Genomic DNA, 20835 nt, shown 5'->3' on the forward strand with positions numbered 1-20835 from the left:
CACGATCCCGCTCGATCCTCGAACGATGTCCGGGGACGATGACGAATGACCGCCGCGATCAGCCTCATAATGCTGCTGCAAGCCGCGCCATCCGTTCTTCCATTGCCGCGCATCACGCCGCGAACGGACTGTTCCCTCAGTCAGACTGAAGTGGTCGTCTGCGGCCGCCGCAATGCCGCCGAGCGCTACCGCGTCCCCCCATCCGTACGGGGCCCGTCAGCCGAGCCGAACGGCGCGGGTGGCGGCCTGAGCGGCAATCAGATCCTTGGCGGCACGGGGCCTTGTGGTATCCATGCCGGGCAACGGCGCTGCTCGCATGGCGAAGCGCGGGAGGCTGGTTATGGGGCTGGGCGCGACCCGCTGACGGTCGCGCGCAAGGCGTTGTCGCGGCTGACCGGCCCCGATGCGGAGATCGATCCACCGCCGACACGACCGACCGGGCGATAATCAGTCCGGCCGGTCGTGCATCGCTTTACTTGCCGTCGCTGGAAATCGCGTCACCGGCTTTCTTGGCGGTGTCGCCGACGCTCTTGGCGGCGGAGGTGACGGCTGCGTCACGACGGTTTTCCGCGCCGCCGCGGCTGAACAGATAGAAGCCGCCGACCAGCACCGCGATGAGCAGGACGATGGCGATCGCCATGCCGCCGCCACCGCCGCTACGGCGTTCGATCACCGTGGTGTGCGGCTGCTGCGTACCATAGGTTTCGGTAACACGTTCGTCGGCCATGACATTCCCTCCTCTTATGATGGAAGAAGCAACGTCATGGCCCTTTAGTCGTTCCCGAAACGACGTTGCCGGATCAGAAAGGCAGCTTGAAGCCCGGCGGCAGCGGCAGGCCGCTGGTCATCTTCGACATCTCGCTGCCCGAAGCGGTGTCGGCCTTGGCCCGCGCATCGTTGATCGCGGCGGCCAGCAGATCCTCCAACATGCCCTTTTCCGACGGCTGCATCAGCGAGTCGTCGATGGCGATACCGATGATCCGGCCCTTGGCCGAGGCCTTCACCTTGACCAGGCCCCCGCCCGAGACGCCCTCGACCTCGATATTGTCGAGATTGGCCTGCGCCTTTTCCAGTTCGTTCTGGACGTTCTGGGCCATCGCCAGGATTTCGTCGAGATTTTTCACATCATGCTCCGTTCACACTGCGTTTGCCGGGCCATTCCATCAATTCGGCCTCGGGGAAAGCCTCGCGCGCGGCGCGGACCATGTCCGATTCCCACGCGGCGGTCTTGATCGCTTCCTCTGCCGCCATCTGCTGCTCATGCAGAGTCGGCGCGCCAGCGACGTCCTCCAGCGTGACGCGCCAGACCTGGCCCGTCGCCGTCTTCAGCGCCGCGATCAACTCGCTCAGCGTATCGGCCGCGATCGGGCGCGATCCGCTGAACACCATTTCCGGCGGGGTATAACGCACGAGACGCGCGCCGTGGCGCAGCCGGGCCGCCAGCGCGAGTTGCCCCATATCGTCCAGCCGGTCGATCATCGCGACGAAGCTGTCGGGCAGCCTGGGCGGCTCGGGTTCGGCGGGCGGCGGAGGCGGGGCGATGGCAACCGGGGCGGCGGCGGGTGCCGCCTGATGCGTCACCGCAGGCGCAGCGGACGTCGCCACGCCACCGTCGCGGATCTGCCGCGCCAGCTCGCCCGGATCGGGCAGGGTGGAGGCATGGATCGCACGAAGCAGCGCCATTTCCGCCGCCTCGATGGGCAGTGCCGCGCGGGCGACCTCGTCATGGCCCTTAAGAAACAGCTGCCACAGCCGGTGCAATGCGGGGAAGCTGAGCGCGCCCGCCCATTCCTCTCGCGCGGCGCGCTCCTCCAGCGGCTGTGCGGCGTCGGGGGGCGTGCCGACCTTGGTCAGGGTGATGCCGTGCACCGTCTCCAGCAGCGCGCGGAGCACCGATTGCGGATCGACGCCGTAATCATATTGCCGCCGCAGCGAGGCCAGCGCCCCCGCGCTATCGCCACCAAGGATCAGCCCGAGCAGGTCGCGCACCGCGCCGCGATCGGACAGGCCCAGCATCTCGCGCACCGCCACGGCGGTGACGCCACTGCCCTCCAGATCGGCATGCGCGATCGCCTGGTCCAGGATCGACAGCCCGTCGCGCGCCGAGCCCTCCGCCGCGCGCGCGACCAGCATCAGCGCCTCGTCCTCGGCGGTTACGCCTTCCTTGACGCAGATTTCGGCGAAATGCGCGGCCAGCTTGTCCGCCGTGATCCGCCGCAGGTCGAAACGCTGGCAGCGCGACAGGACGGTGATCGGAACCTTGTTCACCTCCGTCGTGGCGAACAGGAACTTCACATGCGCGGGCGGCTCCTCCAGCGTCTTCAACAGCGCGTTGAAGGCGTTCTTGGAGAGCATGTGGACCTCGTCCACGATGTAGATCTTGAAGCGCGCGGAAACCGCCGCATAGCGCGACGCTTCGATGATCTCGCGCACGTCGTCGACGCCGGTATGGCTGGCGGCGTCCATCTCGATCACGTCGATATGGCGACCCTCTGCGATGGCGCGGCAGGGCTCGCACACGCCGCACGGGCTGATCGTCGGGCCGCCGGTGCCATCGGGGCCGACGCAGTTCAGTGCCTTGGCGATCAGCCGTGCGGTCGACGTCTTGCCAACCCCGCGCACGCCGGTCATCAGGAACGCATGAGCCAGTCGGTCGCGCTTGATCGCGTTGCCCAGCGTCTGGACCATCGCGTCCTGCCCGATCAGCGCGTCGAACGTCTGTGGCCGGTATTTGCGCGCGAGGACGCGGTACGCTTCGGCCTTGACCGGCGTCTGCGCGGGCTGGGGCGGTTCGCCCAGGTCGAAGGAATCAGCCATGACGGGCCGTGATGGTCGGGATCGGGGAAATCATCGCCAGCCAACATAGGCGCTCGCACGCGCGGCGTCAGGTATAATCGTGTGTGGCGACACATACGCGCCCGACGGCGTTGCGGATGGCGGAAAATATGTGGAGGGTGGGAGCCGGGACGACCCGCAGCGAAATCGTTACGGCTGCTTCCGTCAGGACCTGACCGGGTTGGCGACGACTACGTCCGCCCGACTCCCGCCGCGCATATGGCGAAACGGGGCCGGGGGATCAAGTCCTTATCCCACCGGCCCCGTCCGTGACGAACTTTCAGATCAGCGATAGGTGTTGAAACACTGGCGCTGCGGCCCGTTCCAGGTGCGCACCCAGCGGCACGTCACACGCGGACGGTTATAGGCGTAGCGGGGGCCGCGCCAGCCGGGGCCGCGATCCCAACGGGGGCCTCCGCCGCGATGCCAGCCGGGACCACGATCCCAGCCCGGCCCACGATGATGCCAGCCCGGTCCACGATCCCAACCCGGACCACGGCCCCAGCGATCATGCGGAGCGGCATCGGCAGGGGTGGCGGCGGCGACGCCCGAAACCGCGATCAGACCGGCGCCCAAGACAGCAAGAAGTTTCATAACGCTTTACTCCCGGTAATCCCGCCTGTCGGCGAGCATGGGAGAATAATGGCGAATCACCGATGATCGGTCCCTGAACCCGTTTGTTATCAACGGTTCAGGGAGATTGCGGGGGGCAGGGAGATCGGGGTTCAGGGAAGGCGGACGACCATATTCGCCAGTTGCTCGGTCATCACGATCTGACAGGCGAGGCGGCTGGAGCGGGTGGCGTCGGGAACCAGGTCGAGCATGTCTTCTTCCTCCGCCGAGGCGGGTGGCAAAAGGTCGCGATAGGACGGCTCGATCAGGACATGGCAGGTCGCGCAGGCCATCTGTCCACCGCATGTGCCCTCCAATGGCTGTCCGGCGCGCTGCCCGACGCGCAGCAGCGTTTCGCCCGGCTGGGCCTCGGCGTGGGTCGTCGAGCCGCTGGGGCTTTGGAAGGTCAGTGCGATCATCGTCCCTGCGCCTTTGCCGCGGCATTGATCCGGTCGATCGCTGCGACCAGTTCGTCGTCGGTGGTGTAACGGCCGAAACCGATTCGGATCGAGGACTTGGCCTGGCGCTCGCCCAGGCCCAGCGCGGTCAGGACATGGCTGGGGCGCCCCGATCCGCTGGCGCAGGCGCTCCCGGCTGAAAAGGCGAGGTCGCGGCAGTCGGACATCAGCCGCGCGACATCCAGCCCCTCGCGGCGGACATTCAGATTGCCATGATAGCGCCGCTCGGCCGAGCCGTTGAGCGTCCAGCCGCTGCCCAGCCGTGCGATCGCCAGCGTCCAGAGCTGCTCGATGCGCGCGGCATCCTGCTCGGCGCGTTCCGCCATCAGCCTGGCCGCCGCACCGAACCCGGCACAGAGCGCGGGGCTGAGCGTGCCCGAGCGTCCGCCTTCCTGATCGCCGCCATGGAGGAGCGGGGGCAGGGTGACGCCGTCGCGGATCCACAGCGCGCCTATGCCCTTGGGCCCGTAGACCTTGTGCGCCGAAATCGCGACCAGATCGACCGTATCGGGTATGGCGACGCGGCCATAACCCTGCACCGCGTCGCACAGCATCAGGGCCCCCGCATGATGGGCTCGCTCGGCCAGCGCCGCGACCGGCTGGATGGTGCCGATTTCGTTGTTGACCAGCATCGCCGCGACCAGCCCGGTGCCGTCCGGGATCGGTGCGGGCGCGACCAGCCCCTCGCCATCGACCGGCAGCACGGTCAGCGGACGCCCGGTCGCATGGGCGGTGTCCAGCACGGCGGCATGTTCTATGGCCGTGGTGACGATCCCGCCGCTTGCGCCCTTGATCGCCCAGTTCAGCGCTTCCGTCGCGCCGCTGGTGAAGACCACCCGCCCGCCCGAAGGGAGCAGCGCCGCCACCTGATCGCGCGCGACCTCCACCGCGGCGCGCGCCTGTCGTCCGGCGCGGTGGGGCGAGTGGGGATTGGCATGGCCCTGCTCCAGCCAGGGGAGCATCGCCTTCAGCGCTTCGGGCGCGAGCGGGGTCGTCGCTTGGTAGTCGAGATAGATCACGCCGCCCGCTTTCCTCGTGCGATGGCGCGCCATGCGGCGACGAAGCGGTCGACATCCTCGCGCGTCGTCGTCCGGCCGAAGCTGACCCTCACCACTTCGCGCCCCGCCTCCACGTCCCAGCCGAGCGCGGCCAGCACATGGCTGGGCTTCAGGCTGCCACTGGCGCAGGCGCTGCCCGCCGAGACCGAGATCTGCGCCAGGTCGAACTGGATGAGCTGCGCGGCGGAGGGCTTGCCGGGCATGTGATAGCTGGCGATGGCCGGGTGGCGGCGGCTGGCATCCGCGACCACGACCCCGCCCGAGCGGCGGATCGCATCGTCGAGATGCGCGCGGAGTTCGCCATGATCGGGCTCGGGTTCGGCGAGTGCCGCGGCATAGCCCAGCACGCCCGGCATATTCTCGGTGCCGGGGCGATAGCCGCGCTCCTGCCCGCCGGTCGGCTCCAGCAGCGCGAGGTCGCGGACCAGCAATGCGCCGATCCCCGGCGGCCCGCCGCGCTTGTGCGCCGACAGGGCGACGAGATCGGCATGGTCGATCACGTCCGGGTCGGCGCCCGCCGGCATCTGCGCGGCATCGACCAGCAGGATGTGGCCGGCGGCATGGATCGCATCGGCAAGCGCCGCGATGGGCTGGCGAACGCCGGTCTCGCTATTGGCCCATTGCACCGTCACGACGCTGCGCGGACCGCCAAGCCCGGGCAGGCGCAGCACGCCGTCCGGCCCGACCGGCATGACGATCGCATCGGGGGCGGCGCGCAGCACCGCGTCATGGTCGATTGCCCCGACGAAGCGCCGCGTCGCCATCGACCGGGTCAGGGCGATGGCCAGCGACTCGCTCGCCCCGCTGGTGAACAGGATTTCGTGGCTCCAGCCCAGCGAGCGGGCGATGGCGCTGCGGGCATCCTCCAGCGCGCGCCTGGCGGCGCGGCCCTCGGCATGGGGAGAGGAGGGGTTGGCCCACATCGCACAGCCTTCCGCCAGTGCGGCGCGTGCCGCCCCGGTCATCGGGGTCGTCGCGGCATGATCGAGGTAAAGGCGTGGCTGGGGCGTAGGCAGGGCTGGTTCCGTCGGTGAAATGATCGGGTAATTGCGAAAATGACGTGTCCGCCTATATAGCGCAACGTTCCCGGCGCTCCACCAGCGCGATCCAGATCGGCGAGTCTTGATGCCCGAAGTCATTTTCCCCGGCCCCGAAGGCCGCCTCGAAGGCCGTTTCGCTCCCGCTCCGCGTCCGCGCGCGCCCGTCGCCATGATCCTTCACCCGCATCCCAATGCGGGCGGCACGATGAACAACCGCATCGTCCAGGAACTCTACAAGACCTTCCAGCGGCGCGGCTTCGCCACGCTGCGCTTCAACTTCCGCGGCGTGGGCAAGAGCCAGGGCACGTTCGACAACGGTATCGGCGAGCTGTCCGACGCCGCCTCGGCACTCGATTGGGTGCAGAGCTTCCACCCGGAGGCCTCGACCACCTGGATCGCGGGTGTCAGCTTCGGCGCGTGGATCGGGATGCAGCTGCTGATGCGCCGCCCGGAAATCCGCGGCTTCATCTCGGTCGCGCCGCCCGCCAACATGTACGACTTCACCTTCCTGGCGCCGTGTCCGTCCTCGGGCATCATCATCCAGGGCGAGGCCGACGAGGTCGCGACCCCGGCGGCGACCCAGAAGCTGGTCGACAAGCTGCGCACCCAGAAGCACATCACCATCCATCACGACACCATCCCGAAGGCCAACCACTTCTTCGAGCACGAGATGCCCGACCTGATGGGCTCGGTGGACCGCTATCTGGACATGCGCCTGGACCCGAACTCGCCGATCCGGTGAGCGGGATTTGGGAATGACCAAATAGGCCTCGACGAAAGTCGGGGCCTTTTTTGTGCGCCGCTGCTGGGGCAGGATGGCGTCATGTCCGATATGCCGTTCGACCTGACCGAAAAGGATGCGGCCGTCCTGCGCCTGCTGGCCTGTGGCCATGACGTGAAGAGCGCGGCGGTCGAACTGGGCCTGTCGGTCCATACGGTCAACGAGCGGCTGCGCGAGGCGCGGCGCAAGACGGGTGCGAGCAGCAGCCGGGGCGCGGCACGACTTTTCATGGAAAATCCGGGGCCCAATTTTTCTGGGCCTGCAAAATCCGGGGTGTTTGCCGAGGCGGCGGCGGACCAGGCGGCGGGACAGCCCCGCCACGGGGCGGCGGACGGCCCCCGTATCCTGGGCCCATGGGGAGTGCCCATGATGATTTCCGCGATGACGACGATAGCGATCCTGGCCGCGGTACATGTCGGAGGCGGTGGACCTGCTCCAGTCCCGCCGCATGTCGTCTCGACCAGCCCGGCGGCCGGGGCCGTGGTGCCCGCCGGACCACTGGTCCTGACCGTCACCTTCGACTGGCCGATGCGGCCGGGCAGCTATTCCTTCGTACAGGCGTCCGGCGACAGCTATCCCGATTGCGGCGGTGCCGCGCCCGTCCAGTCCCAGGACGGGCGCAGCTTTTCGCTCCGCTGTCGGGTCGAGGCGGGGCACGCCTATGAGGTGTGGTTCAACAGCGGCGAGTATCGCAATTTCACCGACCGCAACGGGGTATCGGCCACGCCCCATCAATTGCTGTTCCGCGCGAAGTAAGGGTCTGCCGATGGGGCGCCAGCATGGACGGATCATGATCCTCGGCCTGACCATGATGCTGGCGCCCCTGCCGGTTCATGCGGCGGACGAGCCGGGGGCGGGGTTCGACGTTCTGCGTTACGAACTGGCGCTGACCCCCGACATCGCTGCGAAGACGGTGGCGGGGCGTGAAGACATTATTTTGCGATCGACGAAGGAGGGGCTGAGCCGTCTTCGCTTTTCCGGCAATACGTTGAGCATCGACCGGGCGACGGTGGACGGTCAGGCGGTCGTCAGCCGTACGGAGGGCGACGCGCTCGTCTTCGACCTCGCCAAGCCCTTGGGCAGGGGGCGGATGGTCAGGTTGTCGCTGACCTATCATGGTCGCCCGGCGCGGGGGTTCGAGGGGACCGCGACGACGCTCTATACGAGCTATTTCGCCTGCGACTGGATGGTCTGTGCGCAGAATGCCTTTGGGGACAAGGCCGATTTCGCGTTGGATCTGCGCGTTCCGGCGGGGCTGACAACCCTGTCGATCGGATCGCGGATCGGCAGGCGCGCAGGCCCGGACAATAGCGAAATCCATCGCTGGCGGGCACCGCGACCCTATTCGGCCTATCTGTTCGGCTTTGCGGTCGGCCCCTTTGTCGAACGTCGCGAGCGGGTGGGACGGGCGCAACTCGCCTATTTGACCGACCAGCCGATCGATGCCGCAGGGCGTTTTGCCGATACACCGCGCATGGTCGCATTTCTGGCGGGCAAGGCGGGCGTTCCCCTGCCGGTCAAGACCTATAGCCAGTTGCTGGTGGGCGGGAGCGAGGCGCAGGAGGCGGCGACCTATTCGGTGCTCGGGCTGGAGGCGGTTCCCGCTACACCGGGCGATCCCGACAAGGACTGGGCGATCGTTCATGAACTTGCGCACCAATGGTGGGGCAATCTGGTGACGTGCGCGACCCTGCGCGACTTTTGGCTGAACGAGGGGATCACGACCTTCATGACGGCGGCGTGGAAGGAGCATCGCTACGGCCAGGCAGCCTATGCCGCCGAATTGGCGGTCGCCGAGCGGCGTCTGGCGGCAGCGCGGGCAAAGGGGTTCGACAAGCCACTGGCCTGGGGTGGCCGCTATCCCAATCTGGGGACCCGGCGGGCGATCCAGTATAGCAAGGGTGCGCTGTTCATGGCGGAACTGCGCCGGACGCTGGGCGAACGGGCATTCTGGGCGGGGTTGCGCAGCTATACCCGGACCCACGCGGGTGGCGTCGTGACGAGCGTGGACTTACAGCGGGCGATGGAGGCGGCAAGCGGTCGCAATCTGGGCGCGCTGTTTGGTGCTTGGGTGTACGGGGAAGGGTGAGGGTCGGTTCAGCGTCGAGCGAGAATGGAGTTGGCCGCCTTTACGCCGGTTTCAAACGCACCATGTGCGGTCGAGAAATCCTCGCGCGAACACGCCTCGCCCGCGAAGAACAGGCGGTCGTCGACCGACTCGGCCAGCGTCCCGCGTGCCCCGGCATGGCCGATTTTTGCATGGCTGTAGCTGCCGCCGATCAGCGGGACATGGCGCCAGCGCGTCGCGTCCAGCGGGGTGAAGCGGCTCCGCCAGTCGCTGCCCAGCAGCGCCACCAGTTCGTCGATGGCGAACGCCGCCGCCGCGCCGTCTTCCTCCAGCATCTCGGCGCAGGGACCGCCGAAGAAGCTCTCGACGATCGGCCAGCCAAAGGGCGACAGGCGATGGCTGGCGGTGCAGGCGGAATGCGGATTGCCGGTCAGATGCGCGTGGGCGGGCCAGGGCAGGGCCCCTTCGACCGACAGGAAGACCTTGTCCGCGATCCCCAGCGGCAGTGCGGCGGCGGCGGCGTGCTTGTCGGGGAGCGGCGGGTCGAAGGTCAGCTTTTCTCCCGCCAGCACGGTCGTCGGCACGGCGATGATGACGTGATCGGCCTCGATCGTGCCGTGCGAGGTCTCGATACGGACCGTCCGGCCGCCATGGTTGACGCGCATCGCCGTAACGCCGGTACGAATGGCCAGCCCGGCGGCGTGGTGGCTGACCACGGTGCCATAGCCCTCGACCACCGCCCAATTTTCGTCGGTCGCGGCATTCTCATAGGCCGCCCAGTCTTGCAGCGACACCTCGGCCAGCGACGCACCATTGGCATAGCCCGAGATCGCGTCGATCATCGGCGTCCAGGGATCGTCTCGGTCCACGAAATCGGATAGCGGACGATCCGGCCCGTCGAGCGCGGCCATCGCCGCTTCCTCAAACCGGGCATAGGCCTCGCCCGAGGCGCGTTTTTCTTCGGAAGGAAAACCCAGGTCGTTCCACTGGACCTGCCAGTTGGGTGAGCGGCGGTCGACGGTGAAACCCGCCCGCTCGGCAATGGCCGTCCAGGGGTTCCGCTTGGCCGAATGGAGCCAGCCGCAACCATGATCGACCACATGCCCGGTCGGCAATGTCACGCTGCACGCCCGGCCGCCTAGCCGGTCCGCCGCCTCGATCAGCAGGACTTCGCGACCCGCATCATGCAGGGTGCGTGCGGCGGCAATCCCGGCCGCGCCGCCGCCGATGACGACGGTGCGGCCGCTGGACCTCACGCAGCCGCCAGAAGCCGCTTTTCACCGGCGATGCGCATCATCGCCTTTTGCAGCTTCTCGAACGCGCGCACCTCGATCTGGCGGACGCGCTCGCGGCTGACGCCATAGACCTGGCTTAGCTCTTCGAGCGTCTTGGGATCGTCGGTCAGGCGACGTTCGGTCAGGATGTGCTTCTCGCGGTCGTTCAGGTCGTCCATCGCGCTGACCAGCATGTCGTGGCGGACATCCGCCTCCTGCTGCTCGGCGACGACCGAGTCCTGGAGCGGCGCGTCATCGGCCAGCCAGTCCTGCCACTGGCCCTCGCCATCCTCGCGCATCGAGACGTTGAGCGAGGTATCGCCCCCCATCGCCATGCGGCGGTTCATGCTGATGACCTCGTCCTCGTTGACGCCCAGATCGGTGGCGATCTTGGTCACGTCCTCGGGCCGCAGGTCGCCATCCTCGAACGCGTCGAGCTTCGACTTCATCCGGCGCAGGTTGAAGAACAGCTTCTTCTGCGCCGCGGTGGTGCCCATCTTCACCAGGCTCCACGAGCGCAGGATATATTCCTGGATCGAGGCGCGGATCCACCACATGGCATAGGTGGCCAGGCGGAAGCCCCGATCGGGCTCGAACTTCTTAACACCCTGCATCAGGCCGATATTGCCCTCCGAGATCAGCTCGGAGGTGGGCAGGCCATAGCCGCGATAACCCATCGCGATCTTTGCCACGAGACGCAGGTGCGAGGTGACGAGCTGCGCCGCCGCCTCCGGATCGCCATGCTCCTGGAAGCGCTTGGCGAGCATATATTCCTGCTCCGGGGCAAGGATCGGGAATTTCTTGATCTCGGCCAGATAGCGGTTGAGCGACTGCTCCCCGCCCAGTGCAGGAATCGTCGCCGGGACGTTGCTGCCTTTTGCCATGATCCTTATCTCCCTTTCTGGAGCGTCAATCCGTTTCGCCTCGTCGTCCGGGGCAAGGCGGTCTTCTGCTATACGTGAAGCCGACTGAACAGTTCCTGCATATCGGGCGGCATCGGGCTCTCAAACGCCAAAGCGTTACCGCTTATGGGATGAATAAAGCCCAGATGCGCCGCGTGCAGGGCCTGGCGCCGGAAATCGAGTTCATCGAGCAGGGCTTTTTGAGCACCCTTTGTTCTACCATAGACCGGGTCGCCCAGCAAGGCGTGGCCCAGCGATTGCATGTGCACCCGCACCTGATGCGTACGCCCGGTTTCCAGACGGCATTCGACCAGCGCGGCGTTGTTCAGCTTCTCGATGGTGCGATAGTGCGTGACCGCCCGCTTGCCGCCCTGCACGATCGCCACCTTCTTGCGGTTCTGCGGGCTGCGCGCGAGCGGCGCATCGACGGTGCCGTCGGCCGGGCGGGGAATGCCGCCGGTGATCGCGCGGTAGCGGCGGTCGATCGAATGGGCTGCGAACTGCTTGGCCAGCCCCTCATGCGTGCGGTCGGTCTTGGCCGCGACCATCAGGCCCGACGTATCCTTGTCGATCCGGTGGACGATGCCGGGACGCGCCACGCCGCCGATGCCCGACAGCGATCCGCCGCAGTGATGGAGCAATGCGTTGACCAGCGTTCCGTCGAAATTGCCCGCGGCGGGATGCACGACCAGCCCGGCCGGCTTGTCGAGCACGATCAGATGCTCGTCCTCATACGCGATGACGAGCGGAATATCCTGCGGCTCGTTATGCGCCGGGATCGGGGCCGGCACGGCGACCTGGAACAGGTCGCCCGCCGCCGCCCGCTTCGCGGGATCGCGCGCCATCACGCCGTCGCGCGTCACCGCGCCGCTGGCGATCAACACCTTCAGCCGTTCGCGCGACAAAGTCGGCACCGCATCGGCCAGCGCGCGGTCCAACCGCCAGCCGTCCGCTGTGGGCGCGATCCGCGCATCAAGGATGGAAACCCCCCGGTCCATGACCTAGTAAATTGGGCATGGCCGTAACGATTTCAAGCGATGCGCTGGACTTCATCCGCAAAAGCGCCGCCGCCTCACCCGATTTCGAAGTGTGCGGCCTGTTGCTGGGCGAGGGGGACCATATCGTCGCGGCGGTCGCGTGCGCCAATGTCGCGGTCGAACCCGGCCACCGGTTCGAGATCGATCCCGCCGCGCTGATCGCCGCGCACCGGGCGGCGCGCGCGGGCGGACCGGGGGTGGTCGGCCATTATCACTCGCATCCCACGGGACTTGCCGAGCCTTCGCCGCGCGATGCGGCAGATGCGGCGCCCGATGGCAGTATCTGGTTGATCGCGGGCGGCGCTGCGGTCACTGCCTGGCGCGCGGTGGCGGCAGGTGAGCGTCATGGCCGGTTCGATCGCCTTGCGCTTGCTTGCGCAGGGATGGCGCCTGCGTCACAGTGACACAATTCGTCGAGGGATTTTTCATGAACGTCAGCCCGGTGGATTTCGCGAGCCTTCTCTGTTCGCGACTGTGCCACGATCTTCTGTCGCCGGTGGGGGCGCTCAATAACGGGCTGGAGCTGCTGGCCGACGAAACCGATCCCGCGATGCGCGAGCGGTGCATGGAGTTGCTGGCCGACAGTGCCCGCGCCTCGGCCAACAAGCTGAAATTCTTCCGCCTGGCCTTCGGCTCGGGCGGCGGCTTTGCCGATCGGGTCGACATGGCTGAGGCCAAGGCGGCGATCGAGGGCTTGCTGGTCGACAATCGCCGCACGACGCTGGGCTGGCTGGTCGAGTCTCCGGCGCTGCCCAAGCCTGCGGTGCGCATCCTCATGAACCTGGCGCTGATCGCGACCGAGGCGCTGGCGCGCGGTGGGACGATCGATATCGGTGCGGAGGCGGGGCGCGAGGCGATCGAGATCGCGATCCGGATCGAGGGGCCTCGCATCCTGCTCGACCCCGAAATCCGCCGCACCCTGATGGAAGGCCAGGGGGCCGAGCCGCTGGCCTCGCGCACCGCGCCTGCCTTCCTGGTCCATACGCTGACCACCGAGCATGGCGGCATGACGCTGGTCACAGAGCCGACCCCCAATACCATGATCCTGGGTGCCGCCATCCGCGCGGGGTAAACCCCCTTTTAATCTTGTGGCGGCATGAGGGAGCGGAATGGGGCGCTCCCTCGGGGATTTATGGACGACCTGCTGCCGGAATTCATTGCCGAGACCCGTGAGACGCTGGAGGCGCTGTCCGGCGAGATCGTCGCATGGGAAGCAAGCCCCACCGATCGGGCGCGGCTGGATGCGATCTTTCGCTTCGTCCACACCGTCAAGGGCAGTTGCGGCTTTCTCGACCTGCCGCGCCTGGCCCGGCTCAGCCATGCCGCCGAGGATGCGCTGGCCGCCGTGCGTGATGGACAGCGGATGCCCGACACCGCGCTGGTCGATGCCGTGCTGGCGATCGTCGACCGGATCGGCGCGATCGTCGAGGCGATCGATGCCGGAACGCCCGAGGACGACTCCGACGACGACGCGCTGATCGCGGCGGTGTCGCGCGGCACCGGGATGGCCGCTGCGCCGCCGGTGCGCGAGGCCCCCACCATGCGCGCCGCGCCGCGCAGCATCCGCCTGAACGTCGACCTGCTCGACCGGATGATGAGCGGCATGTCGGACATGGTGCTCGCCCGCAACGAACTCGCCCGGCGTCTGCGCGACGACGTGCTCGACCCGCGGGTGGAGGCGGCGCTGGACCGGCTGTCGCTGACCGTGGCCGATATGCGCGATACGGTGACACGCACCCGAATGCAGAAGGTGGAGGGGCTGTTCTCCGCGCTGCCCCGCCTGGTGCGCGACACCGCCGCCGAACTGGGCAAGGCGGTGACGTTGAAGATCGACGGGTCCGACGTCGACCTGGACCGCGAGATGATCGAGCTGATGCGCGACCCGCTGGTCCATATCATCCGCAACGCCATCGACCATGGCATCGAAAGCCCTGCCGCACGCCGCAGCGCGGGCAAGCCGCCGACCGGGCAGATCCATGTGACCGCGCGCCAGTCGGGCAACCAGATCCTGATCGAGGTCGAGGATGACGGCGCCGGGATCGACGTCGCGCGCGTCGCCGCCAAGGCGGTGGCGACCGACGTCCGCACCGCCGCCGAGGTCGCGGTGATGAGCCCGGCCGAAAAGCTGAAACTGGTGTTCGAACCGGGCCTGTCGAGCCGCGACAACGTGTCGACGCTTTCGGGGCGCGGCGTCGGCATGGATGTGGTGCGCGCCAATATCGAGCATGTCGGCGGCCGCGTCGCGCTCGACAACCGCCCGGGCAAGGGGCTGGCCATCACCATCCAGGTGCCGCTGACCCTGTCGATCATGTCGACGATCGTGGTCGCGGTGGGCGACCAGCGTTTCGCCATTGCCCGCCAGGCGATCGAGGAGATCGTCAAGATTCGCGGCGATCAGGTGCGGATCGACCCCGTGGGCGATATCCGTGTCGCGACGGTGCGCGGGCGTCGCCTGCCGATGCTGCCGCTCGGCCCGTTCCTGGGCGTGGGGGAGCGCGATCCCCTCAATCTGGTGATCGTGTCCACCCGCGACGGCGACTATGCGCTGGGCGTGGACGACGTGCTCGACACCGAGGAGGTGGTGGTCAAGCCCGCCGCCCCGGCCATCATGGCGAGCGGCCTCTATGCCGGGCAGACGCTGCCCGATAGCGGCCTGCCGATGCTGCTGCTCGACGGGGCGGGGCTGGCACAGGCCGCAGGGCTACGTTTCCACCGCGAGGTGATCGCCGACATAGCCGAAACGGTGGAGGAGGCGACGAACCCCGCCCTGCTGTTCGAGGATATCGACGGCGTCCGTCGCACCATGCCGCTGGCCGTGATCGACCGGGTCGAAAAGGTGGCGAGCACGGCCGTCCACCGTTCGGGCGGGCAGGTCCGGCTGGTCGTCGGCGACGCGACCGTGCCGCTCCACCATGTCGACCGCCATGCACTCGACGCGGCGCTGACGGCCAGCGAGATCGAGGTGATCCGCCTGACCGATGGCGAGGCCGAATGCGCCTATGCGATGGCCGGGGCGCTGGAGATCATCCAGCTTCCTGCCGAGATCGCCGCGTCGGCGGGGGGCACCGTGCTGGGCGTGACCGTCTGGCAGGGGGAGGCGATCGAAATCCTCGATCCGCTGGCGCTGTTCCAGGATATGGATCGGGATGGCCGGGCGGGGACGCCGCTTTGCCTGCTCGAGGGGGCGGGAGCGGCCTGGATGGACCGCTTCCTGCGCCCGGTGCTGGAGGCGCATGGGTATCGCTGCGCCGTGCAGGCGAGTGGTGACGAAGTGCCTGCCGTCCGCCTGCTGATGGAGGAGGACGCCGTGACCAGCGCTCTGCCGGGCGCGCCGGTGGTCCGCCTGCGCCGCGACCGCGACGGTCCTGCGGCTGCCGACAGCATCTATCGTTACGACCGCCCCGCGCTGATCGCGGCGCTGGCGGGCCATGTCCGCCGGGGAGGCCACTGATGCCCCTGTTCCTGATCGCCAGTATCGCGGGGCAGGGCGTGGTGTTCGACGCCGACCAGGTCGATTCGGTCGTCGACATCGGCGAGATCGTCGCCGTGCCACGCGCCGAGCCTTCCGTGCGTGGCCTGACCGCCCTGCGCAGCCGGGTCGTCACCGTGGTCGACACGCGTCTGGCGCTTGGGCTGGGGCCCATGCCGCCGCATGTCCGCCGCGCCGTCATCTCGCGGCAGGACGGCCATTATTATGCGATGCTGGTCGATGCGCTGGAAGATATCGAGATGTTCGAGACCAGCCCGATGCCGCATATTCCCCCGACCCAGGGACGCTGGTCGCGGGCCGCGAACGGCATGGTGGTGCGCGACGGCGAGCCGTTGCTCGTCCTCGACCTGACCCGGCTGGTGCCGAACGCGACGCCGTAGGCCGCCTGACCGATTAACCCGGACGTTACCTTCGCACGCTATTCCATGGGCAGGTCCCGCAGGATCGCGAAAATATAGGGCGTGCCGAATGAAGACCTGTCTCGTCGTCGATGACTCCAAGGTGATCCGAAAGGTCGCGCGCCACATCCTGGAAACGCTGGACCTTCAGGTTCGCGAGGCCGGGGACGGTCGCGAGGCGCTGGAGGCATGTCTGGAATCGGTGCCCGACGTCATCCTGCTCGACTGGAACATGCCGGTGATGAGCGGCATGGACTTCCTGCGGGCGCTGCGCGAGGCCGATGTGACGCCGCGCCCGCGCATCGTGTTCTGCACCACCGAGAACGGCATGGCGCATATCCGTGCCGCGATCGATGCGGGGGCCGACGAATATATCATGAAGCCGTTCGATCGCGACACGCTGGAAAGCAAGCTCCAGCTCGTCGGCATGATCTGAGCGACGCGGGCCCGATCCCTTCCGGTCGCGCCGCCATGGCGTTTCCCTTCCCCCACGATCTGGCCCCCCGCGATTCGTCGGCGCTGGCGGAGCCGCGCACACTGGCGCCGACGCGTATCCTGATCGTCGACGACTCCGCCGTCGCGCGCGCGCTGATCGCGCGGCAGATCGAGCCGCACGACCGGTTCGCCATCGCCGGAGCGGTGGCGCATGTCGATGCCGCCTTGCAGTTCCTGGCCGAGCAGGCGGTCGACATCATCCTGCTCGACGTCGCCATGCCGGGCATGGACGGCATCACCGCGCTGCCCCGCCTGCAGGCGGTGGGGCAGGGCGCGCGGATCATCATCGTGTCGGGATCGACCCCGGCCGGCGGGGCGGCGGCGGTCCAGGCGCTGGCGCACGGCGCCGCCGATACGCTGGTCAAGCCGAAGCCGCAGGGGCTGGCCGAGTTCGGCGACGCGCTGCTCCAGAAGCTCGACGCGCTGGCTTCGTGCGATGAGCGGCCGATACCGATCGCCGCCGGCATCCGGCGACCGGTCGGCCATACCCTGCCCAAGATCATCGGGATCGGAGCGTCGACCGGCGGCATCCACGCCCTTGCCAAGCTGCTGGAGCGGATTCCCGCCAATATCACCGTGCCGATCGTGGTGACCCAGCACCTTCCCGCGACCTTCATGCCCTATTTCGCCGCGCAACTGGCCAAGGGCGCGAACCGGCCCTGCGAGGTTGCCGAAGACCTGATGCGGGTGCGGCCGGGCCGGATCGTGATCGCGCCGGGGGATGCGCACATGACCTTCGTTAGGCTGAGCGATGGCGGCACGGCGATCCGGCTGAAGCGGGATCGGGCACGCAGCGGATGCCTGCCCTCGGTCGATCCGATGTTCGCGTCGATGGCGACGCTTTGGGGGACGGGCGCCTGGGGCATCGTGCTGACCGGCATGGGGCGCGACGGATTGGAAGGAGCGACGATGCTGAAGCAGGCCGGTGGACGGATCATCGCCCAGAATCGGGAAAGCGCGGTCGTCTGGGGCATGCCCGGTGCCGTGGTGTCGCGTGGCCTGGCCGACCTGGTCCTGCCGCCCGAAGAGATCGGCATGATGATCGCCATGGGGGCGACCGCCTGATGGCCGCGCCGTCGCCCTGGCCCATGTCCGGCGGCCTGCGCACCGGGATGGTCACGCCCGTTCCGCCGCCGAACATCACCCAATCGGCCATGATGCCCAGCGCGGCGCTGACCGTTCTGGCCGCGCTGCTGGAGGCGCGGACGGGGCAGCAGATCGCCAGCCACCGCTCGACGCGGGTGGATACCGTCCTCATGCCGCTGATGCGTGAGCGGGGGCTGGATACGCTCGACCAGTTGGTGGGCGCAGTGCTCGACGGCCGCGATCCGCAACTGCCCGGCCGGGTGATCGACGCGCTCCTGAACGGGGAGTCGTCCTTCTTCCGCGACCCGCATGTCTTCGACCATATCGTCGAGCGTATCGCCGAGATCGAGCGCAGCGGCCGTCGCGCCCGGATATGGAGTGTCGGCTGTTCGACCGGACAGGAGCCGCTGTCGCTGGCGATGGTCTTTGCCGAGCGGCAGGAGCAAAAGGGCACGTCGATGCCCGAGATCGTGGCGACCGACATCTCCGAAACCGCACTCGCACGGGCGCGCAGCGGTTGCTACACCCAGTTCGAGGTACAGCGCGGCCTGCCCATTCGCTGTCTGGTCCGCTGGTTCGAGGGGCGGGGGCCCCAGGAATGGGTGGCGCGACCCGAATTGCTGCGTCACGTCCAGTTCCGCCAGCACAATCTGGTATCCGACCCCACGCCCGCCGGGCCGTTCGACCTGGTGCTCTGCCGCAACGTCATGCTGTATCTGGCGCCCGAGCCCAAGAAGCGCGCCTTCCGCACCATCGCCCGGGCGATGCGCCCGGCGGCCGGGCTGATCCTGGGCGCAGGCGAGACGGTGATCGGCCAGACCGACCTGTTCCAACTCGCCGCCACCGGGCGCGGCGTGTACGAAAAATGCGATGCGGAGCTTGCCTGGCGCGGGCTTTGACCGCCACCGGGCCCGACACGATCGGGGCAGGAGGGCATATCCTTGCGCGTACGATGCCGCTAACAGGGGCGTGAACCGGGTCGCTTAGGAGGTTGCATGACGATCGTCGAAACGCCGTCGCCCAATTTCGACGCGCGTAGCCTGCCCATCACGATGATCGTACTCCACTATACGGGGATGCAGGACGCGGAATCGGCGATCGCGCGGCTGCGTGATCCCGACGCCAAGGTGTCGTGCCACTATCTGGTGGCCGAGGACGGCACGATCCTGCGCATGGTCGACGAGGAGAACCGCGCCTGGCACGCGGGCAAGTCGCACTGGCGCTCGATCGAGGACGTCAACTCGGCGAGCATCGGGATCGAGATCGTCAATCCCGGTCATGAATGGGGCTATCGCCCGTTTCCCGACGAACAGATCGCCGCGCTGATGCAGCTGATGGCGGATATCCAGAAGCGTCACGGCATTACGCGCGGCAATATCGTCGGTCATTCCGACATCGCGCCCGCCCGCAAGCGCGATCCGGGCGAACTTTTTCCCTGGGGCTCGCTGGCGAAGCGCCGCTTGGCCTTGCCGCGCCCGACCAAGAAGCTGATGGACCCGATGTGGACCGAGGCGGGATTCTGCCTGGCGCTGGAGCGGTTCGGTTACGACGTGACCGACCGGATGGCCGCCATCATGGCGTTCCAGCGGCGCTTCCGCCCCGAACTGGTGGATGGCGAGATCGATGCGGAATGTCGAATGATCCTGCTGGCGCTGCTGCTGCCGCGTCCGCAGGGGGACGATTGACGGGGAGGCCCCGGGCCTGCGCACCGCGCCCGATCCCGCCACAAACCCCTTGCCCTCCGCCGCATTCCCGTTACAGCCGCCCGCAGTCAGAGGGCCGGGCGGCCGCGGCCTCGGGTAACCGGGGGCGAGGAAAGTCCGGGCTCCGCGGAATAACGGTGCCGGGTAACGCCCGGCGGGGGCGACCCCAGGGACAGTGCCACAGAGAGCAGACGGCCACGGCTTCGGCCAGGTCATGGTGAAAGGGTGCGGTAAAAGCGCACCGCGGGCCCGGTAACGGGAACGGCAAGGCAAACCCCACCGGGAGCAAGACCGAATAGGGATGGCATGGCGCCTTCGGGCGTCGGGGTGTGTTCCCACCCGCTATCCGGGTTGGTTGCTTGAGGCGATGTGCAAGCATCGTCCTAGAAGAATGGTCGCCCATCCGGCCCCGCGCCGGTGGACAGAACCCGGCTTACAGGCCCTCTGACTGAATTTTCCGCCATGGGCGGTGTCCGATCAGGACCCGCCCAGCGCGCTGGAATTAATCGACACATTGTTGCCCTGCGACTTGGCGGACGGTGCCCCCTTGGCGATCAGGTCGAACACCTGCTGGGGTCGGGGCAGCCCTTCAAACGAAGGATAGCTGTCCGCGCTGTCGTCGACATGGCGGAGCACCACCGAGTAAGACATCGTCTTGCGCTTCTCGATCTGGCTCATGATGCCGGGATAGACGCTGATCGTCCGACCGGCATCATAAAGCGCCATCGTGTAGCCGTTGCTGTCCGGCCCATCCCAACGATAGACGCCATATTTCGTGTCCCCGGCGCCGTCGCGACACAGATGGGCGGCGGGCTTTTCGATCTCTGTCTTGGCATCGGGCTTGTGATTGGCCATGACCGCGCTCATCAGCAGATTGCTCATGAAGTCAGCGCCACCGGGCTTTTCCAATTTGGCCTTGGGCATATGAGCGAAGTCGGTCTGTGTCGCGCAAGGCTGGATCGGCACCGCAGGCCCCGGATAGGCGGCCGTGGTCGCGATGCCGGGCTTCAGCGTGGCGATGATCTCGTCCATCTTGCCGTCGAGCATGGCGGCAGTCAGCTTCTCGGCGGTCAGCCGTACCACCAGCATCCAGTCGCCCATTGGCATCACCGCTAACGAGGTGCTGCGATAGGGGCTGCTCAGCAACGACCAGCTCTGGCGCAAGCCCACTGTCGGGCCGGTGCCGAGTGGTGCGAAGGCAATGGGGTCTGCGCTGGCGGGCGCGCCCTTGTCGAAGTTCTTGCGCTCCTCGATCGCGGTGCGCGAGCGGTCGAACCATAGCGGCACGCTGGGGACCGAGGGGTGGAAGAGGAATAGGGTGGCGAAGACCGACTTGTCGGCGCTCTCCAGCTTGATCGCAACGTCATGCTCGTTCGTCGTCGCGTCGGTGATCGCGGTGCGGGTCAGGCCTGCCACGCTCGGCCGGACGATCAGTTTCGTCTCGGCATGCATCCAGCCCTTGTTCGCCGGAACTTCCAGATCGCGGGCGGATACGCCCGTCGTCGCCGTCAGCGCGACCATCGCCGCCAGACCCCAGTGCCGCATTGCATTCCCCCAACCGATGCAGGGCAGGCTAAGCGGTCACCGGGGCATGATCA

The 20835-nt window shown here is 67.7% G+C and carries 23 protein-coding genes and 2 other RNA genes; 13 read left to right on the forward strand and 12 right to left on the reverse strand.

The features are described 5' to 3' along the window. The first annotated feature begins 45 nt into the window (after window positions 1-45). Entirely contained in the window at window positions 46-447 is a 402-nt protein-coding gene (locus SOM26_RS07125; RefSeq protein ID WP_320452036.1) for a hypothetical protein, read from the forward strand. 25 nt (window positions 448-472) lie between these two features. On the opposite strand, the gene SOM26_RS07130 is transcribed toward SOM26_RS07125, so the two are convergent. The 8 genes from SOM26_RS07130 to SOM26_RS07165 form a co-directional block, all read right to left on the reverse strand. Further along, window positions 473-727 (reverse strand): hypothetical protein, encoded by a 255-nt coding sequence (locus SOM26_RS07130; protein WP_320452037.1) that lies wholly within the window; start codon window positions 725-727, stop codon window positions 473-475. Between the two features lie 73 nt (window positions 728-800). After that, a complete protein-coding gene (locus tag SOM26_RS07135) occupies window positions 801-1124 on the reverse strand; it encodes a YbaB/EbfC family nucleoid-associated protein (protein WP_320452038.1) in 324 nt (107 codons plus the stop codon). 1 nt (window position 1125) lies between these two features. Continuing rightward, entirely contained in the window at window positions 1126-2817 is a 1692-nt protein-coding gene (locus SOM26_RS07140; RefSeq protein WP_320452039.1) for a DNA polymerase III subunit gamma/tau, read from the reverse strand. A 133-nt stretch (window positions 2818-2950) separates the two neighbouring features. Further along, window positions 2951-3048: signal recognition particle sRNA small type (ffs, locus tag SOM26_RS07145), an RNA gene on the reverse strand. A 72-nt stretch (window positions 3049-3120) separates the two neighbouring features. Further along, the gene (locus tag SOM26_RS07150) at window positions 3121-3429 is read right to left on the reverse strand and encodes a hypothetical protein (protein ID WP_320452040.1); all 309 of its coding nucleotides are present in this window, start codon (window positions 3427-3429) and stop codon (window positions 3121-3123) included. 131 nt (window positions 3430-3560) lie between these two features. After that, window positions 3561-3866, reverse strand: coding sequence for a 2Fe-2S iron-sulfur cluster-binding protein (locus SOM26_RS07155; RefSeq protein ID WP_320452041.1), 306 nt, complete (start codon window positions 3864-3866; stop codon window positions 3561-3563). Then, window positions 3863-4924, reverse strand: a complete 1062-nt coding sequence (locus tag SOM26_RS07160; RefSeq protein WP_320452042.1) for a cysteine desulfurase family protein — start codon at window positions 4922-4924, stop codon at window positions 3863-3865. The genes SOM26_RS07155 and SOM26_RS07160 overlap by 4 nt, the downstream gene beginning before the upstream one ends. Then, entirely contained in the window at window positions 4921-6102 is a 1182-nt protein-coding gene (locus SOM26_RS07165; protein WP_414712026.1) for a cysteine desulfurase family protein, read from the reverse strand. The genes SOM26_RS07160 and SOM26_RS07165 overlap by 4 nt, the downstream gene beginning before the upstream one ends. On the opposite strand from SOM26_RS07165, the gene SOM26_RS07170 reads away from it, so the two are divergent. From SOM26_RS07170 to SOM26_RS07180, 3 genes are all read left to right on the forward strand, one after another. Then, window positions 6089-6745, forward strand: coding sequence for an alpha/beta hydrolase (locus tag SOM26_RS07170; RefSeq protein WP_320452043.1), 657 nt, complete (start codon window positions 6089-6091; stop codon window positions 6743-6745). The genes SOM26_RS07165 and SOM26_RS07170 overlap by 14 nt on opposite strands. A gap of 81 nt (window positions 6746-6826) precedes the next feature. Then, window positions 6827-7540 carry a LuxR C-terminal-related transcriptional regulator gene (locus SOM26_RS07175; protein WP_320452044.1) on the forward strand — a complete coding sequence of 238 codons (714 nt, stop codon included), beginning with the start codon at window positions 6827-6829 and terminating at the stop codon, window positions 7538-7540. A 10-nt stretch (window positions 7541-7550) separates the two neighbouring features. Further along, a complete protein-coding gene (locus tag SOM26_RS07180) occupies window positions 7551-8873 on the forward strand; it encodes a M1 family aminopeptidase (protein ID WP_320452045.1) in 1323 nt (440 codons plus the stop codon). 8 nt (window positions 8874-8881) lie between these two features. Here SOM26_RS07180 and SOM26_RS07185 read toward each other — a convergent pair whose 3' ends face one another. The 3 genes from SOM26_RS07185 to SOM26_RS07195 all read right to left on the reverse strand — a co-directional run bounded on the left by SOM26_RS07185 (window position 8882) and on the right by SOM26_RS07195 (window position 12026). After that, complete coding sequence (locus SOM26_RS07185; RefSeq protein WP_320452046.1) at window positions 8882-10108, reverse strand: flavin monoamine oxidase family protein; 1227 nt, start codon at window positions 10106-10108, stop codon at window positions 8882-8884. Beyond that, the gene (rpoH, locus tag SOM26_RS07190; protein WP_007404166.1) at window positions 10105-11010 is read right to left on the reverse strand and encodes an RNA polymerase sigma factor RpoH; all 906 of its coding nucleotides are present in this window, start codon (window positions 11008-11010) and stop codon (window positions 10105-10107) included. Before rpoH ends, SOM26_RS07185 begins: the two co-directional genes overlap by 4 nt. 68 nt (window positions 11011-11078) lie before the next feature. Continuing rightward, complete coding sequence (locus tag SOM26_RS07195) at window positions 11079-12026, reverse strand: RluA family pseudouridine synthase (protein ID WP_320452047.1); 948 nt, start codon at window positions 12024-12026, stop codon at window positions 11079-11081. 17 nt (window positions 12027-12043) lie between these two features. Between SOM26_RS07195 and SOM26_RS07200 the strand changes: the two genes are divergently transcribed. The 9 genes from SOM26_RS07200 (at window position 12044) to rnpB (ending at window position 19689) form a co-directional block, all read left to right on the forward strand. Further along, complete coding sequence (locus SOM26_RS07200; RefSeq protein WP_320452048.1) at window positions 12044-12469, forward strand: Mov34/MPN/PAD-1 family protein; 426 nt, start codon at window positions 12044-12046, stop codon at window positions 12467-12469. 23 nt (window positions 12470-12492) lie between these two features. Then, window positions 12493-13137, forward strand: a complete 645-nt coding sequence (locus tag SOM26_RS07205) for a histidine phosphotransferase family protein (protein WP_320452049.1) — start codon at window positions 12493-12495, stop codon at window positions 13135-13137. Between the two features lie 60 nt (window positions 13138-13197). Next, a complete protein-coding gene (locus SOM26_RS07210) occupies window positions 13198-15516 on the forward strand; it encodes a chemotaxis protein CheA (protein WP_320452050.1) in 2319 nt (772 codons plus the stop codon). Continuing rightward, complete coding sequence (locus tag SOM26_RS07215) at window positions 15516-15935, forward strand: chemotaxis protein CheW (protein WP_320452051.1); 420 nt, start codon at window positions 15516-15518, stop codon at window positions 15933-15935. The genes SOM26_RS07210 and SOM26_RS07215 overlap by 1 nt, the downstream gene beginning before the upstream one ends. An 88-nt stretch (window positions 15936-16023) precedes the next feature. After that, window positions 16024-16389, forward strand: coding sequence for a response regulator (locus SOM26_RS07220; RefSeq protein ID WP_320452052.1), 366 nt, complete (start codon window positions 16024-16026; stop codon window positions 16387-16389). Between the two features lie 35 nt (window positions 16390-16424). Beyond that, window positions 16425-17513 (forward strand): chemotaxis protein CheB, encoded by a 1089-nt coding sequence (locus tag SOM26_RS07225; protein ID WP_320452053.1) that lies wholly within the window; start codon window positions 16425-16427, stop codon window positions 17511-17513. Next, on the forward strand, window positions 17513-18433 hold the full coding sequence (locus tag SOM26_RS07230; RefSeq protein ID WP_320452054.1) for a CheR family methyltransferase: 921 nt from the start codon (window positions 17513-17515) through the stop codon (window positions 18431-18433). Before SOM26_RS07225 ends, SOM26_RS07230 begins: the two co-directional genes overlap by 1 nt. A gap of 96 nt (window positions 18434-18529) precedes the next feature. Further along, window positions 18530-19219, forward strand: coding sequence for an N-acetylmuramoyl-L-alanine amidase (locus SOM26_RS07235; protein WP_320452055.1), 690 nt, complete (start codon window positions 18530-18532; stop codon window positions 19217-19219). An 86-nt stretch (window positions 19220-19305) separates the two neighbouring features. Then, window positions 19306-19689: RNase P RNA component class A (gene rnpB / locus SOM26_RS07240), an RNA gene on the forward strand. Window positions 19690-19714: 25 nt separating this feature from the next. Here rnpB and SOM26_RS07245 read toward each other — a convergent pair. Then, a complete protein-coding gene (locus tag SOM26_RS07245) occupies window positions 19715-20782 on the reverse strand; it encodes a hypothetical protein (protein WP_320452056.1) in 1068 nt (355 codons plus the stop codon). Window positions 20783-20835 lie beyond the last annotated feature (53 nt).

The organism is Sphingomonas sp. CFBP8993 (assembly GCF_034044895.1).
In the GTDB taxonomy this organism is placed as follows: domain Bacteria; phylum Pseudomonadota; class Alphaproteobacteria; order Sphingomonadales; family Sphingomonadaceae; genus Sphingomonas.

Bases quoted from the DNA above. Each gene is read 5' to 3' on its own strand.
- SOM26_RS07180 (WP_320452045.1), top strand. From the start codon at position 7,551: ATGGGGCGCCAGCATGGACGGATCATGATCCTCGGCCTGACCATGATG.
- SOM26_RS07235 (WP_320452055.1), top strand. From the start codon at position 18,530: ATGACGATCGTCGAAACGCCGTCGCCCAATTTCGACGCGCGTAGCCTG.
- SOM26_RS07175 (WP_320452044.1), top strand. From the start codon at position 6,827: ATGTCCGATATGCCGTTCGACCTGACCGAAAAGGATGCGGCCGTCCTG.
- SOM26_RS07210 (WP_320452050.1), top strand. From the start codon at position 13,198: ATGGACGACCTGCTGCCGGAATTCATTGCCGAGACCCGTGAGACGCTG.
- SOM26_RS07215 (WP_320452051.1), top strand. From the start codon at position 15,516: ATGCCCCTGTTCCTGATCGCCAGTATCGCGGGGCAGGGCGTGGTGTTC.
- SOM26_RS07150 (WP_320452040.1), bottom strand. From the start codon at position 3,429: ATGAAACTTCTTGCTGTCTTGGGCGCCGGTCTGATCGCGGTTTCGGGC.
- SOM26_RS07245 (WP_320452056.1), bottom strand. From the start codon at position 20,782: ATGCGGCACTGGGGTCTGGCGGCGATGGTCGCGCTGACGGCGACGACG.
- SOM26_RS07200 (WP_320452048.1), top strand. From the start codon at position 12,044: ATGGCCGTAACGATTTCAAGCGATGCGCTGGACTTCATCCGCAAAAGC.
- SOM26_RS07125 (WP_320452036.1), top strand. From the start codon at position 46: ATGACCGCCGCGATCAGCCTCATAATGCTGCTGCAAGCCGCGCCATCC.
- SOM26_RS07225 (WP_320452053.1), top strand. From the start codon at position 16,425: ATGGCGTTTCCCTTCCCCCACGATCTGGCCCCCCGCGATTCGTCGGCG.
- SOM26_RS07205 (WP_320452049.1), top strand. From the start codon at position 12,493: ATGAACGTCAGCCCGGTGGATTTCGCGAGCCTTCTCTGTTCGCGACTG.
- SOM26_RS07170 (WP_320452043.1), top strand. From the start codon at position 6,089: ATGCCCGAAGTCATTTTCCCCGGCCCCGAAGGCCGCCTCGAAGGCCGT.
- SOM26_RS07155 (WP_320452041.1), bottom strand. From the start codon at position 3,866: ATGATCGCACTGACCTTCCAAAGCCCCAGCGGCTCGACGACCCACGCC.
- SOM26_RS07165 (WP_414712026.1), bottom strand. From the start codon at position 6,102: ATGACTTCGGGCATCAAGACTCGCCGATCTGGATCGCGCTGGTGGAGC.
- SOM26_RS07230 (WP_320452054.1), top strand. From the start codon at position 17,513: ATGGCCGCGCCGTCGCCCTGGCCCATGTCCGGCGGCCTGCGCACCGGG.
- SOM26_RS07195 (WP_320452047.1), bottom strand. From the start codon at position 12,026: ATGGACCGGGGGGTTTCCATCCTTGATGCGCGGATCGCGCCCACAGCG.
- SOM26_RS07220 (WP_320452052.1), top strand. From the start codon at position 16,024: ATGAAGACCTGTCTCGTCGTCGATGACTCCAAGGTGATCCGAAAGGTC.
- rpoH (WP_007404166.1), bottom strand. From the start codon at position 11,010: ATGGCAAAAGGCAGCAACGTCCCGGCGACGATTCCTGCACTGGGCGGG.
- SOM26_RS07130 (WP_320452037.1), bottom strand. From the start codon at position 727: ATGGCCGACGAACGTGTTACCGAAACCTATGGTACGCAGCAGCCGCAC.
- SOM26_RS07140 (WP_320452039.1), bottom strand. From the start codon at position 2,817: ATGGCTGATTCCTTCGACCTGGGCGAACCGCCCCAGCCCGCGCAGACG.